Below are 13,348 nucleotides of genomic sequence, written 5' to 3' on the forward strand. Positions count from 1 at the left end.
ACAACCCCCAACAAGAACAGCGTAGGGAGGGAACCCGATGACGGCCCCTCCCTACCCCTAAATTCCTTACTATTATCCCAGACCACCATCCCCGAGCTTCGAGACCAATAAATCCCATCTCCCCATCCATTCCTTTGGGAGGTTGTGGGCATGCCAAAGCGCGCAGGGGTGGGCCCCCCTATTTCCAGGAAACCATCACGCCCCCACCCCGGGACACCCCCAACCACCACCTGTGGAAAACCCGACCGGCCGTCGCCTCGGACACCGCCAGAGACCACCGACACCAGACACCAAACACCCGACATCCGGCATCAAACACCAGCCACCAGCCACCAGGCACCAGGCACCAGGCACCGCCAAGCATCACCAAGCCCCCGGAAACGGCACCCGGGCACCCGGGCATCCAGTCACCCGGGCGCCCGGGCACCCAACAGTTCCGTGATGTGGCAGGCGAGACCGTGTGGTGAACGATGAGCGTCCGCACTCTTTCCCTCACACTGGGAATCCGGCATGCCCCGCCGTCGCCGCCCGCAGCAGAAAGCCAGGCCCCACCATGAGCCAGCCTCCGCCGCACGAACGCCACAACCGCCCTCCCATGGGCCCGTCGTTCCCAGGCATGCCACCCGCCGGAGGCCGACCGCCCATGGGCCCGCCACCCCCGCCCGGCTTCGGCCCCCGGGGCCCGGGCAACCCGCCCCCCGAGGACTCCGGGGACCGGGGGACGCGTTCTCCCTGGCTCTTCCTGGGTTTGGGCTGCGGCGCCCTCTTCCTCATCGGCGTGTCCCTCGTCCTCCTCATCGTCTTCGTCTTCGACGACCAGGGCGAAGACGAGGACGACGGCACAGCCGCGCCGACCGGCACCTTCGAAACACACGTAACCGCGGAGCTGACGGACACGGCCGACCTCGACGGCTGAGCGGAGAAGGGCCCGGGCACCACGAGAGGTTCAGCGACGGCGCTCGACCACTCCCCCGTGTGACGTGCGAAGATATTCGGCGGCCCGGAACAGGTCCGGATTTTTCACCATCCTCTACGGGTTCCACACCGGTGGGCCAGCACCAGCGGTGTGCCCCGTCCCACCGTCCACTCACTGCCTGACCACCGAGAACCTGACCACCGCCTGACCACCGCCTGACCACCGAGAACCCAGGTATCCCGTGACCCAAGCTCCACCCTCGCACTCTCACTCGCACGACCCCTCGACCGCCACCGCCATCACGTCCACCGCCGCCCCCTCCGACACCGCCACCGTCACCCATCCCGACGGCCGGGTCTCCCTGGCCGACGGCTCCTCCCTGGCGGAGAGCCCCTTCGCCAACGCCGACCTCCAACCGGTTCCCATGTCCCGGCGCACCTGGGGCACCGGCAGCTTCGGCGCCCTGTGGGTGAGCATGTCGGTCAGCATCCCGGCCTGGACCCTGGCCAGCGGCCTCATCGCCGCGGGGCTGGACTGGCGCCAGGCCATGCTGGCCGTCGTCCTCGGCAACCTCATCGTTCTGCTGCCCATGGTCCTGACCGGCCACGCGGGCGCCAGGTACGGCATCCCCTTCCCGGTCTTCGCCCGCGCCTCCTTCGGCCTGCGCGGCGCCAACCTCCCCGCCCTGCTGCGCGGCGCGGTCGCCTGCGGCTGGTACGGCATCCAGACGTGGGTCGGCGGTCAGGGCGTGTACGTCCTGGCCGGACGCCTGCTCGGCGACGGCTGGAGCGACGCGGCGGTCCTCGGCGGCCACCCGTGGACCCTGTGGCTGTCCTTCGGCCTGTTCTGGCTGGCCCAGCTCGGCATCATCCTGTGGGGCATGGAGGGCGTGCGCCGGGTCCAGGTGTGGGCCGCGCCCCTGATGGTCATCGGCGGAATCGCCCTGCTGGTGTGGATGGCCGTGGAAGCCGGTGGCCTGGGCCCGATGCTGTCCCTGGACTCCGGTGAGCCCCTGGACTGGGGACCCTCCTTCTGGGCGCTGTTCTTCCCGTCCCTGATGGGCGTCATCGGCTACTGGGCGACACTGACCCTCAACATCAGCGACTTCACCCGGTTCTCGTCCTCCCAGCGCTCCCAGGTGGTGGGCCAGTCGCTGGGCCTGCCCACCACGATGACACTGTTCTCCCTGCTGGCCGTCATGGTCACGGCGGGAACGGCCGCCGTCTACGGCGAACCGCTGTGGAACCCGATCGACGTCGTCGCGCGGATGGGCAGCGGGATCGGCCTGCTCTTCGCGGTCTTCGTCGTGCTGCTGGCCACGGTCTCCACCAACATCGCGGCCAATCTGGTCGGCCCCTCCTACGACCTGTCCAACCTCAGGCCGAGGCTGATCAGCTTCCGCACGGGCGCGATCACCACCTGCGTCCTCAGCGTGCTGATCTTCCCGTGGAAGCTGCTGGAGAACGAGAGCGTCTACGTCTTCACGTGGCTGGGCACGGTGGGCGGCGTCCTGGGAACCGTGGCGGGTGTCCTGCTCGCGGACTACTGGCTGCTGCGCCGGGCCCGGTTGAACCTGCCCGCCCTGTACCAGCGCGGCTCCGAGTACTGGTACCTGCACGGATGGAACTGGCGCGCCCTGGTGGCCTTCGGCGTCGGCTCGCTGCTGGCCGTGGGCGGCTCGCACTCCCCGGAGGGCTCGGGCCCCTTCCCGGCCGAGGGACTGGTCCCGTTCCTGGCGCCGCTGGCGGACTACGGATGGGTCGTGGGCCTGGTCAGCGGCCTGCTGCTGCACTGGGGTCTGGGCGTGCTCCTCCCCGCCCGGGTGAACGCCGAGGAGGCCCCGGAGAGGGTCCGGGAGGACGCCGCCGGCTGACCGGAGTCACCGGCCCTACCGGACCTGGTCAGTCCAGCCGGGTCCACTCTCCGTGGGTGGACCCGGCGGCGGCCAGGGGAAGACCGACGCCGAAGGTGCCATCGTCGTCGTAGAAGTGCTCTTCGCCCTCTTCGTACTCTTCTTCCCAGTCGTCTTCCATGCCCTGATTCACCCTTTCTCTGCTGTGTCCTCGGGGGAGTCTGGCATGTCGGGGTTTCCTCGGGAAGGGAGGGAAGTCGCCTATCTGTACCCGTCGGGGTTGCCCGACTGCCAGCGCCAGGCGTCGGCGCACGCCTCGGCCACCGTGAGCTCGGCCTTCCAGCCGAGTTCGCGGTTGGCGCGGTCGGGGGCGGCGAAGCAGGTGGCGATGTCCCCGTCACGGCGCGGACCCACCCGGTAGGGGATGGGGTGCCCGCAGGCCCGCTCGAAGGCGCGGATCGCCTCCAGGACGGAGGTTCCCCTGCCCGTCCCGAGGTTGAAGGCCCGCAGCCCCGTCTGGTCGCGCAGGTGGTCGAGCGCCGCGACGTGCCCCCGCGCCAGGTCCACCACGTGCAGGTAGTCGCGGACCCCGGTTCCGTCGGGGGTGTCGTAGTCGTCTCCGAAGACCGTCAGCTCGGGCAGTCTTCCCGCGGCGACCTTGGAGATGTAGGGGAAGAGGTTGTTGGGGATGTCGTTGGGGTCCTCGCCGATCAGCCCGCTGGGGTGGGCCCCGACCGGGTTGAAGTACCGCAGGACGGTGATCCGCCAGTCCGGGGCGCTCGCCGCCAGGTCCTCCAGGATCCGCTCCCCGAACAGCTTGGTGGCGCCGTAGGGGTTGGTCACCCGCAGCGCGCTGCCCTCGGCGATCGGCACCGTCTCCGGGTCGCCGTAGACGGTGGCCGAGGAGCTGAAGACCAGGTCCCGCACCCCCACGCGGTCCATCGCCTCGGCGAGGGTGAGCAGGGCGTCCAGGTTGTTGCGGTAGTACCGCAGCGGCTGGCTCACGGACTCGCCGACGGCCTTGAGGCCGGCGAAGTGCACCACGGCGTCGATCCCGTGTTCCACCAGGAGGCGCTCGACCACGTCGGGGTCGGTGCAGTCGCCCTCGACGAACGGGATCCGCGTGCCGGTGATCCTCTCGACCCGGCGCACGGCCTCCACGCTGCTGTTGACCAGGTTGTCCAGGACGACCACCTGGTGCCCGCCGCCGATCAGCTCGACCGCGGTGTGGGAGCCGATGTACCCGGCCCCGCCGGTCAGCAGAATTCTCACGGCCCTACGTCACCTTCCCTGTCCTGGGGCCGCACCGACCGGCGCGGCCCCTCACGTCTCCCGAACGGCGCGTCTCAGAGGAGATCGCCGAAGACCCGCTCGACGACCCGGGCGGAGGCCTTGCCGTCGTCCAGGGGGCAGAACTGGTTCACGAACGCCGTGTACCGGTCGGCGTGCGCGGCCTGGACCTCGTCGATCCCGCGGATGGACTCGATGACCTCGTCCGAGGTGCGCAGCAGCGGCCCCGGGGCGGTCTCGTCGAAGTCGAAGTAGAACCCGCGCAGGTTGTCGCGGTACTCCTCCAGGTCGTAGGTGAAGAACAGCATCGGACGACCGGTGTTGGCGAAGTCGAACATCAGCGACGAGTAGTCGGTGATGAGGACGTCCGTGACCAGGAACAGTTCCTGGATCTCGGGGTAGGCGGAGACGTCGTAGACGAAGTCCCTGCCCACGGTCGGCACGCGGTCGACGATGTTGGGGTGCCTGCGCACCAGCAGCACGTACTCGTCGCCCAGGGTCTGGTACAGGCGCTGGAGGTCCAGGTGCAGGTCCAGCTTGTACTTGCCGGGCGCGTAGAACTTGTCGTCCCGCCAGGTCGGCGCGTAGAGCACGACCTTCTTGTCCTTCGGCAGGCCGATGCGCTGGCGGACCTGCTCGGTCAGGGCCGCGCGCTCCGGCTTGTGGAAGATGTCGTTGCGCGGGTAGCCCGTCTCCAGGATCTCGCCCTCGAAACCGAAGGCGCGGCGCAGGATCGGCGTCGCCCACGGACTCGGTGAGACCAGGTAGTCCCACTGGTTGGTCTCGTGCTTGAGCCGCTCGTGGTAGTTGCGGCTGGCGAACTGGACGTGCTCGATGTCGAAGCCGATCCGCTTGAGCATCGACCCGTGCCAGGTCTGCACGATCTTCTGCCCCGGCCGCTTCTCGAACCACATGGGCAGATGGGCGTTGGAGACGATGTACTCCGAGCGCGCCAGCGCCTCGAAGTACTCCCGGCTCGTGTGCCGGATCTCCGTCAGGCCCGGGGGCAGGGTCAGCTGGCGGTTGCGCGCCATCCACGACATCGGCGTGTCCACGCCACGGCGCACGAGCTCCTCGTACATGTCCCGCGGGCTGTCGGAGAACTGCTTGCCGGTGTAGCTGTCGAAGACGATGCCGGGCTTGACCGGCTTCTCGCGCAGCTTGGGGTAGGTCTGCTCGCGCAGGACCTGCTGCGCGTAGGATCCCTGCTCCTCCGGGCGCAGCACCGAGCCCAGTCGCAGGACGGGCCATCCCCTGCCGTCCGGCTTGAGTTCCAGGTCGAAGCCGTCCTCCCGCTCCGGGGCGGGGAACTTGGTGGTGCGTAGCTCCTGCGCGAAACCGATCCGCCGGTCGTTCGACTGGTTCTCGCCGCCGCCGCTCCGCAGCAGGAAGCGGTAGTTGCCGGGGGCCAGGGGCACACTCGTGCCGAAGTTCGGGATCGCGGTGGGCCGCACGGTGGCGGAGAAGCGCCCGTCACCGGCCTCCACCGGGAAGAGGTGCTCCTCCATCCGGCCGACGGCCTTGATGACGAGGGAGAGCTCCTCCGAGGAGGTCTCGGGGAAGTCGCCCCGCAGGTGGAGGGTGTAGTCGTCCCAGGAGACCTCGGTGAGCAGGGGCTGGTGCCGCCCCACCCTGATCGTGGCCCGCCCGGCGAAGTCCGGGAGCACCCGCACGCTCAGCCCCGCGTACGTGTAGCGGCCTTCGGAGGCGCCGTCGGCGCACGGGATCCACCGGGAGCGCCCGGCGTCGTCCCTGATGTGGACCGACCACTCCTCGTGGGGCCAGCCCCCGGGAATCGCGACCCGGTCCGGGTAACCGTCCGTGAGGTCGGCGAGGTCGGCGAGCACGCGCACGGACGCGCCGTCGACCTCCACGCGCGCGGGGACCTCGACGTCCCCGGGGAGACGCTGGACGTACGCGGTCGGGTTCTGCACCGGGGTCCCCGCCCACCGGCCGCTGAGCACGAGGGAGGAGCCCTCGGTCCCCGACCCGTCGAGGAGGACCGACGGACGCTCGACGGACAGGCGCAGCTCGTGGTTGTCCACCCAGTGCGGACGCGCCCAGACACCCGGGCGGACCTGCTCGGAGTTGACCATCCGGACGTCGGCCGCGGCCGGGTTCTTCAGGCGTTCCGTACGGCGGAAGCCCCGGTTGACCACCCCCAGTTCCACGCACCAGTCACCGTCTTCCCCCAGCTCGGCGGGGTCGACGACGATCTGGTAGCCGCCCCAGTCCTGACGGGAGTTGGTCACCTGCGGAGAGAGGCGGAACTCGTTGGCCTGGTGGGTGGTGGTGTTCAGGCGCACGCGCCTGCCGGTGTCGACGTTGACCGCCCAGGCCCGGACCTGCTGCTGGACGCGCTTGTTGGGGCGCAGGTACTTCAGGCAGACCCTGCCCCGCACGACCAGCTTCCCGTCGACCCATTCGAGCTCCTCGGCCTTCTGCCGGAGCTGGAGTTCGGTCCGCACCCGGTAGATCGAACGCGGAACGCCCTGCGCGGGGTCGTCCTTGAACGGGTAGTCCGCGTAGTAGCGGAGTCCGTGCCGGACGATCCTGGCCTTCTTGTGCTCGACGCTCTTGTTGAAGACGACGACCTCGCGGAGCTGGTCGATCCTCCTCTTCCTGAGCAGGTACCACTTGAGCCGCTCGATGGCGGGAAGGTCGCGCATCACCTTCTCGTCCACCGTGTCCAGGTAGGCGTTGCCGAGGTCGACGAGACGCTCGGTGAAGGCCTCGTCGGCCCGGTCCAGCACCTGGAGGAAGAGGCGCAGGTCGCTGCCGAGGGCGACCGCGTCCCAGCGCCGCTTCTGGAGGGGCGGGAAGTTCTTGTCGAGGAACTCGCTGACCTTGGTGACCGCGCTGACGCGGTCCTCCAGGGCCTGCGGCCGCAGCCGGTCCTGGGTGATGGACTTGTCGTCGCTGGGGCGCTCCCGCCAGAGGTAGACGGGAGCGGAGAGCACGTCGACGGCGTCGGCGAGGAAGTGCAGGGGGATGGCCACCGGGATGTCCTCGTGCAGGACACCGACGGGGAACGTCATCCCGTGCTTGTCCCAGAAGGAGCGGCGCCAGACCTTGTTGGTGGCCAGCCGGTCCACCAGGAGCGTGTCCTCGCGCGTGATGTGCGTGCGGGTCTTCGCCGTGCGGAAGACCTTGCGGTGCATGGGCGACTGGCGCGTGCCCAGTTCGTTGAGGCGGCGGACGTTCCCGCTGGAGAAGTCCGAGCCGCTCTTGCGCAGGCTCTCCAGGTGGTACCCGAACGCGTAGGACGGGATGACGTCGTCGCTGTCCACGAAGGTGAGGAACTCACCGCGCGCGTGTTCGATGCCGGTGTTGCGCGCCGCGCCCAGACCGCCGTTCTCCTGCCGGATCAGTCGGAACCGGGGGTCCTCCTCGGCGTACCGGGCGGCGATCGCCGCGCTGTCGTCCGGAGAACCGTCGTCCACCATGACGACCTCAAGGTCATCCCATGTCTGCACCTGCAGGGAACGCAGGCACTCGTCGAGATACCTCTCCACGTTGTAGATGGGCACGATGACGCTGAGTGCGACCACAAATGACTCCAAGGCTCCGCGGATCCGAACACGCCCGTTGCACAGCACAGGATGCGGTGACGCGAACCCATTGCCGCTGGGTGTGGGGGGAGAGTGGACCAGGTCCCCGCGCCTGCCAGTTCGCAGAGGCGGGTGACTGACAAGTCAGGACAAGGTGGGCAAAGTAGATCCCAGGTTAACGCATGCCCACAAGGTGTCCGTAACCATGAGGACACCGCCCCGCAAGCGGGAAGGGCGCGCCCCGGGTCGACGCGCAGGGGACATCAGGGTTCACGGGGCATCCGTAAAACTCTTATGCATTAAGACACATTCACCTCCTGACATCCTGACCCTCCGCGTCGACTCGACCCCGAAAAGAAAGAAAGTGACCATTCGGCACCCCTTGGTGACTAAAAGCGACCGTGGTGATGTCTCCCCTGGCTCCGGCTATGATCAAAGGGCTCATCTCCCCAGGGCTGAACAGTCATATATTCAGCCACATCCCCCTTCTCTGATCAATCGGAGCCCTCCATGACGAGAATCCTTCTGCGTTCGAGCAAGACCCCCTTCGAGGCGGCGACCATCGAAGAAACCATCCAGCAGAAAATCGGTGGGCAGAACCTCGGGAATCTCGTTTTCAGCGATTCCGCTTACAAGATGCTCAACGTTCCGGGCACCGAGATCACCACCACCGGTTTCCGCACCGGTGTACCCGAACCCGAACAGATCAACGAGGAGTACGACTACTTCGTCCTCCCCTTCGCCAACGCCTTCAGGCCGAGTTTCCGGAAGCAGCTCGACTCCTGGACCGACGTCATCGAGAAGTTGACCATTCCGGTCATGGTCCTCAGCGTGGGAGCGCAGTCCTCGCTGGACTACGACCTGGAGCCCATGCGCCCCATGGACGAGTCCGTCAAGCGGTTCGCCTCGGCCGTCCTGGACCGTGCGCCCTCCCTGGGTGTCCGGGGCGAGTTCACCCAGCGCTACCTCAACCACCTCGGCTTCAAGGACGTCGAGGTCATCGGCTGCCCCTCGATGTTCCGTTACGGCCGCTCCCTGTCCGTGGAGAAGAGGACGGCGGAACTGGACACCGATGCCAGGATCGGGATGTACACCACCAACAACACCATGGGCGATCTCGGGCGAATCGTCATGGAGAACTACCGCCGCTACCCGAACCTGCGGTACATCGCCCAGGACATCCCCGACCTGGAAAGGCTCTACTGGGGTGATGTCTCCCTGGCCGCCGACCAGCACAAGGAGATGCCCGTCCTGCGGAGCCACCCGCTCTTCGAGGAGAACCGGGTCCGCCTCCACCTGGACCCGATCACGTGGATCAGGGAGTTGCGCGACTACGACTTCGTCTTCGGCACCCGCATCCACGGGAACGTCGTCTCGCTGTTGGCGGGTACCCCCGCGGTGGTGATGTGCCATGACTCGCGCACCCTGGAACTCAGCGAGTACTTCGAGATCCCGCACCGCAGGATGACCGAGCCCACTGAGGCGTTCGACGCCGCGAAGCTGTACGAGCACGCCGACTACACAGGACTCGTCAAGGGACACGGCGAACGCTTCGAGCGGATGACGGGTTACGTGGAGAGGCACGGCCTCCCGCACATCTTCCAACCCGACCAGGACGGCGGCGCCGCTTTCGAGGAGCGCATCAACAGCATCAGTTTCACTCCTCCGGTCGAGGCCTGGTCCGATGAGGACGGCGGGTTCGGTTATCGCATCGGATGGCTCAAGGAAAGTGTTCGGGGCCTCAGCCGGGAGCAGCAGAAGTCCCAGAAAAAGCAGGCCTCCCTCCAGAAGAGCATCGCACAGATGACCAAGGAACAGGCTTCGCTGCAGAAAACGGTCACCCAGTTGAACAAGCGCCTGGCCTCCTTGGAGAAGGAGAGCAAAATGACGCCCTACCGGCGTGCACGCCGGGTTGGGGGACGTGTCCTGCGCCGCTTCGGATTGCGCAGGTAGTTCCGGACCCCACCGAGCCCGCTCGCAGGTGCCCGAACACAGCCGCGGTCCTGCTCCGGCCTATCGTGCGTTCGACCTCTCACCGCGGGCAGGGACACGGCGGCCCCGCATTTCCCATGGAACGCGGGGCCGTTTCCACACCACCGCGAGGTACCCGGCGGCGCGCTGGTCCTTGAGGACCGTCACGGGATCCTGTGGCGAAGAACACCCACCTTCGCAGCTCAGGGCATGCGCTCACCCGGATTCCACCGCGGCTCGGCGGCACCCTCCGCCGGAGACGGCGACGGCGGCCGCCCCCGAGGGGACGGCCGCCGCGTGACGCCCGGTGGGTTACTCGCCCTTCCACACGGGGGCGCGCTTCTCGGCGAAGGCCGCCGCGCCCTCCATGGCGTCCTGGCTGACGAACACCGGGCCCGTCAGCTCGTTCTGCCGCTCCCACATCTGCTCGGTGGACCAGTCGTCCGAGGAGGTGATGACCTCCTTGGACACCCGCACCGCCAGCGGGCCGTTGGCGGTGATGCGCGCCGCCAGCCGCCTGGCCCCCTCCAGGGCGCCTCCGTTGGCGGTGACGTGGTTGACCAACCCGAGCTCGGCCATGCGCGGGGCGTCCACGAAGTCGCCGGTCAGGGCGAACTCCATGGCGATGTTGCGCGGGATGCGGTGCTGGAGGCGCAGCAGGCCGCCCGCACCGGCGACCAGGCCGCGCTTGACCTCGGGGATGCCGAACCTGGCGTCCTCGGCGGCCACGACCAGGTCGCAGGCCAGCACGGCCTCGAACCCGCCCGCGAGGGCGTACCCCTCCACGGCGGCGATCAGGGGCTTCCTGGGCCCGCGCTCGGCGAAACCGCCGAATCCGCGCCCCTCGACGACCGGGACCTCGCCCTTCATGAAGGCCTTGAGGTCCATCCCGGCGCAGAAGGTGCCGCCCGCGCCGGTGATGATGCCCACGGTCAGGTCCCTGCGCGCGTCCAGGTCGTCGAGCGCCTCGGCCACCTGGGCCGCGACCGCGGCGTTGACCGCGTTCTTGGCCTGGGGCCGGTTGATGGTGATGACGGCGACGCCGTCCTCGGCCGTGTAGAGAACCTCGTCAGACACGGTGTCCCCCTACTTCGGCGGCATGCGCAGCGCGCCGTCGATGCGGACGACCTCGCCGTTGACGTAGCTGATCTCCAGCAGGGCGCGGGCCAGCCTGCCGAACTCCTCGGCGGTGCCCAGGCGCTTGGGGAACGGCACCGGGGCGGCCAGCTTCTGCTTGAACTCCTCGGCGCCCTCGCCCTCGCCGTAGATGGGCGTCTCCAGGATGCCGGGGGCGATGGTGTTGACCGTGATGCCGGCGGCCGCGAGGTCGCGGGCGGCGGGAAGGGTCATGCCGATGACGCCGCCCTTGGAGGAGGAGTAGGCGATCTGGCCGATCTGGCCCTCGATGCCCGCGAGCGAGGCGGTGTTGACGATGGAGCCGCGCTCGCCGTCCTCGTTGACCGGGTCCGTCTTGGCGATCTCGGCCGCGGCCAGGCGCAGCACGTTGAAGGTACCGATGAGGTTGACCTGGATGACCTTCTGGTAGCTGTCCAGGTCGTGGGGGTTGCCGTGGCGGGCGACGGTANCGCGCAGGAGACGGCCACGCGGAAGGGCCTGCCGGTGTCGGCGGCGGCCTGGACCGCGCCCTTGACCTGGTCCTCCTGGGAGACGTCGGTGTTGACGAAGACACCGCCGATCTCCTTGGCGACGGCCTCGCCGCGCTCGGCGTTGAGGTCGGCGATGACGACGGTCGCGCCCGCGGAGGCGAGCTCCCTGGCGGTGGCCTCGCCCAGGCCACTCGCGCCGCCCGAGACGAGGGCGGAGATTCCGTTGAGATCCATGGGCGGCACTCTACAGAGAATGTGACCCGCGCACTAGAACCGGGTTCGGTTAATTGTGGGTAGCCCGCCCCGAACAGGGGTTTCCTCGGGATTCGGGGTTCTCACGGGAAACGACCCCACACCGTCGTCACGGAGCGCCACCTTCCTGTCATGGCGATGACGAACACCTTAGAGTGGACGCAGGAATCGACCCCGGAGGCATCGATGACTGCTGAACCGCTCCCCGACTGGTTCATGCCCCCGCCCGGCGGCTGGACCGCGGACGACATGGACAACCTTCCTCCGGGGGTGCCCCGGATGGAACTCATCGACGGAGCAATCATCGTGATGTCCCCCCACACGTGGTTTCACGGTGAAGCCATGTACACCCTCATGCACGAGCTCCGCCTCGCCGCGCCCGAGGGGTTCTCGGTCATTCAGGAGATGACGGTGAAGCTGGGCACGTACCAGCGCCCGGAACCGGCCGTCATCGTCTACCGCCACCCGTCGGAACCCCTTCCCGAACGGCGCAGGCGTACCCACGTCGCTCCGGAGGACGTCGTCCTCGCGGTCGAGGTGGTCTCCTCCGAGTCCCGGTTCAGGGACCGGGAGGTCAAGCCGAAGAAGTACGCGGAGGCTGGTATCCCGCACTTCTGGCGGGTCGAGGACGAGGGGGAGCGCACGGCGATCCACGTCTACGAACTCGACGAGACCACGAAGAGCTACGTGGCCAAGGCGATCGTCCGCGACCGTCTGAAGACGGACCTGCCGTTCGACATCGACATCGACGTCACCGCGATCGCGGTGGAGGACTGACTTCCCCATGGAGAGCGCGTCCTCGCCACGGCCGGGTGGGGCGCGCTCGACCTAGTTCCTGTCGAAGCGTCCCAGACGGCGCTGCCGGCGCCGCTGACGCCAGCGGGGCAGCGCCTCCCGGGCCAGGTCCGCGGCGCCGATGAGGCCCGCCTCGTTACCGAGTTCGGCCGCCGCCACCCGGGCCTCCGGCCGGTAGCCGCGCCCGGTGAGGCTGCGCTCGAAGGCCTCCCGGGCCGGGTCCAGCAGCAGCTCCCCCGCCTCCGACACCCCGCCGCCCACGACGAACAGCTCCGGGTCGAACGCGGCGGCCAGGTTGGCCAGGCCGGTCCCCAGCCACTCCCCCGCGTCCCGCATCAGCTCCACGCACGCCCGGTCGCCCTTGCGCGCCAACTCGCTGACCAGCGGCCCGGTGATCTGCCCGAGGTCGCCGCCCACCGCCTGGTGCAGCGCCCCCGCCACCGGGGACTCCGCGGCCAGCAACTCGCGCGCCTCACGGGTCAGCGCGTTGCCGCTGGCGTACTGCTCCCAGCACCCCCGGTTCCCGCACTCGCAGCGGTGGCCGCCCGGGACCACCGTCATGTGCCCGAACTCCCCGGCCAGCCCGTACCGGCCCCGGCGCAGCCGCCCGTCGAGCACGACCGCGCCGCCGATGCCCGTGCCCAGGTTCACCACCACGACGTTGTCCACGCCGCGGGCCGCCCCCGCGCGCACCTCGGCCCAGGCCGAGGCGTTGGCGTCGTTCTCCACGACCACCGGCAGTCCCAGCCTCAGCGCCAGGGCGTCGCGCAGCGGCTCGCGGCGCCAGGACAGGTGCGGGGCGAACAATACGTTCGCGCGCCGCTCGTCGACGAACCCGGCGGCACCCACGCCCACGGCGCGCACCCGGAACTCCTGCCGCAGCTCCTGCACCACCGAGACGATCGTTTCCTCCACGACCGCGGGGCTCTTGCTGCGCTCGGGGGTCTCCGTGCGCAGACGCGCCAGGATGCGTCCGCCGGGCGTCACCACGCCGGCGGCCACCTTCGTTCCCCCGATGTCCACCCCGATCGTCAGGGCGTGCCCGTACCGTGTGTCCGCCATCGCGCCTCCTCCGGCCGGCCCCGCGCACGCGGATCACCGGCCACACATGAGA

Annotated in this window: 9 protein-coding genes and 1 pseudogene; 4 read left to right on the top strand and 6 right to left on the bottom strand. The window is 68.9% G+C overall.

Annotation, left to right across the window (positions count from 1 at the left end):
• The first annotated feature begins 643 nt into the window (after positions 1-643).
• Together D455_RS34305 and D455_RS0124610 are read left to right on the top strand one after the other, a co-directional pair.
• Positions 644-916 carry a hypothetical protein gene (locus tag D455_RS34305; RefSeq protein WP_017573334.1) on the top strand — a complete coding sequence of 91 codons (273 nt, stop codon included), beginning with the start codon at positions 644-646 and terminating at the stop codon, positions 914-916.
• Positions 917-1,214: 298 nt separating this feature from the next.
• Positions 1,215-2,789 carry an NCS1 family nucleobase:cation symporter-1 gene (locus D455_RS0124610; RefSeq protein ID WP_026122945.1) on the top strand — a complete coding sequence of 525 codons (1,575 nt, stop codon included), beginning with the start codon at positions 1,215-1,217 and terminating at the stop codon, positions 2,787-2,789.
• A gap of 28 nt (positions 2,790-2,817) precedes the next feature.
• On the opposite strand, the gene D455_RS35960 is transcribed toward D455_RS0124610, so the two are convergent.
• The 3 genes from D455_RS35960 to D455_RS0124625 all read right to left on the bottom strand — a co-directional run bounded on the left by D455_RS35960 (position 2,818) and on the right by D455_RS0124625 (position 7,609).
• Complete coding sequence (locus D455_RS35960; protein WP_017573336.1) at positions 2,818-2,949, bottom strand: hypothetical protein; 132 nt, start codon at positions 2,947-2,949, stop codon at positions 2,818-2,820.
• A gap of 80 nt (positions 2,950-3,029) precedes the next feature.
• Positions 3,030-4,040 (bottom strand): UDP-glucose 4-epimerase GalE, encoded by a 1,011-nt coding sequence (gene galE / locus D455_RS0124620; RefSeq protein WP_017573337.1) that lies wholly within the window; start codon positions 4,038-4,040, stop codon positions 3,030-3,032.
• A 74-nt stretch (positions 4,041-4,114) separates the two neighbouring features.
• Positions 4,115-7,609, bottom strand: coding sequence for a bifunctional glycosyltransferase/CDP-glycerol:glycerophosphate glycerophosphotransferase (locus tag D455_RS0124625; protein ID WP_017573338.1), 3,495 nt, complete (start codon positions 7,607-7,609; stop codon positions 4,115-4,117).
• A gap of 510 nt (positions 7,610-8,119) precedes the next feature.
• On the opposite strand from D455_RS0124625, the gene D455_RS0124630 reads away from it, so the two are divergent.
• Positions 8,120-9,562: a polysaccharide pyruvyl transferase family protein gene (locus tag D455_RS0124630; RefSeq protein WP_026122946.1), complete on the top strand. Its 1,443-nt coding sequence runs from the start codon at positions 8,120-8,122 to the stop codon at positions 9,560-9,562.
• 330 nt (positions 9,563-9,892) lie between these two features.
• Here the strand turns inward: D455_RS0124630 and D455_RS0124635 are convergent, their stop codons facing one another.
• Positions 9,893-10,657 (bottom strand): crotonase/enoyl-CoA hydratase family protein, encoded by a 765-nt coding sequence (locus D455_RS0124635; RefSeq protein WP_017573340.1) that lies wholly within the window; start codon positions 10,655-10,657, stop codon positions 9,893-9,895.
• A 9-nt stretch (positions 10,658-10,666) separates the two neighbouring features.
• Positions 10,667-11,421, bottom strand: a pseudogene (locus D455_RS31615) (SDR family oxidoreductase).
• Between the two features lie 204 nt (positions 11,422-11,625).
• On the opposite strand from D455_RS31615, the gene D455_RS0124645 reads away from it, so the two are divergent.
• On the top strand, positions 11,626-12,216 hold the full coding sequence (locus D455_RS0124645) for a Uma2 family endonuclease (protein WP_017573343.1): 591 nt from the start codon (positions 11,626-11,628) through the stop codon (positions 12,214-12,216).
• A 51-nt stretch (positions 12,217-12,267) separates the two neighbouring features.
• Here D455_RS0124645 and D455_RS0124650 read toward each other — a convergent pair whose 3' ends face one another.
• Entirely contained in the window at positions 12,268-13,296 is a 1,029-nt protein-coding gene (locus D455_RS0124650) for an ROK family glucokinase (RefSeq protein WP_017573344.1), read from the bottom strand.
• Positions 13,297-13,348: the final 52 nt, after the last annotated feature.

Source organism: Nocardiopsis halotolerans DSM 44410 (assembly GCF_000341065.1).
In the GTDB taxonomy this organism is placed as follows: Bacteria; Actinomycetota; Actinomycetes; order Streptosporangiales; family Streptosporangiaceae; genus Nocardiopsis; species Nocardiopsis halotolerans.